This is a genomic window from Neisseria sp. P0021.S006 (assembly GCF_051956895.1).
In genome coordinates, this window is record NZ_JBQCWZ010000380.1 from 1 (window position 1) to 1335 (window position 1335).

At 56.5% G+C, this 1335-nt stretch carries 1 protein-coding gene; it reads right to left on the reverse strand.

Annotated elements, in window-relative coordinates; genetic code table 11:
• On the reverse strand, positions 1-1335 hold a 1335-nt coding region (locus ACTHUM_RS14300; protein ID WP_440403201.1), incomplete at both ends, for an LPS-assembly protein LptD.

Below are 1335 nucleotides of genomic sequence, written 5' to 3' on the forward strand. Positions count from 1 at the left end.
GGTAGAGCACCACGCGGCTGCCGTCTTGCTTGGTATCGTGGTCAAAACGGGTAAATTGGCCGAACACGTTGAGTTGCGCTTTGCCGAGATGGTTTTGCCAACGGCCGGTCAGACGGGGCATGATGGCATAAGGCTCGTCTTTATAACCGTCTTGGTTGGCAAGCGTTTGATATTTTTGTACGCGCAACGAGCCGTCGAAGCTGCCGCCTAGCAGTTTGTCGCTGTAATTGAGCCATGCTTGACGGTCGAGGTTGACGTTGCGCGCGATGTCTTCGCGGCCGTAGAAGTCGCGGTAGTAATCGTCATCGGAAACTTGGTTGTAGTTGATGCCGCCGCTGATTTTGCTGTTCAGCTGCTGCTGGTGTTTCCATTTGAACTGGTAGCGGTTGTTGTGGACGCTTTTTTGGTCGTTGGGCATCCAGTCGCCATCGACTTCGCCGCTGTAATTCGGTTGCAGATAACGCACTTGGCCGCCCAGTTGCACGCCGCGTTTGCTGATAATGCCCGGACGGATGGTGGCATCCAAATTCGGTGCAAGGTTGAAGTAGTAGGGCAGGCTCAGCTCCAGGCCGTCTGAACCTGTGGCAATAGTCGGAACGAGCAGGCCGCTTTTGCGGTTGCCGTTGATGGGGAAGTCCGCCCAAGGCGTGTAGAGGACGGGGACGCCGCCGAATACGAGCGAAGCGTGTTTGGCTACGCCGATACCTGTCGATTCATCGGCTTCAATGCTTTGTGCTTGGATATACCAGCTGGCGTCGCCGGGCGAACAGGTGTTGAATTTGGTATTGATGAGCTTGTAGAGGCCTTTGCCTTTGAGTTCGGCTTTTTCGCTGACACTTTGAAGGCGGCGGCCGCCTTGTTCGGTATTGAGGCGTACGGCAGTGCCGGAACCGGTTTGGTCTTTGAGGTTGTAAACCAATTGATCGCCGGATACGGTCGAACCGTTTTGATACAGGGTGAAGCGGTCGCCGGCGGTAACGGTATCGGTGGCTTGGTCGTATTGCGCCCAATCGGCATTGAGAACATCGGCATTGCGCTCGACAATGACGTCGCCTTCGGCACGGACGCCGACTTGGGTCTGACCTTCTATTTTATCGGCGTTGACGCGGGTGTAATCGGCAGGCAGTGCAGGCTCGCCGCTGCGTTTGATTTCGGCGGTTTCGGCCGGCTTGGCATCTTCGTGGTCGCAAAACAGGCAAGTGCTGCCCAAGGAAAGCGGATCGGCTTCGCTTTGGCTGGTTTTTACCGGTTTGGATGCGGCGGTGTGGGCAGGGGTATAGTCTTCCGCCTGCGGAACAGAAGCATCTTCCGCGCGTACGGCTGTTGCGCCAAAGC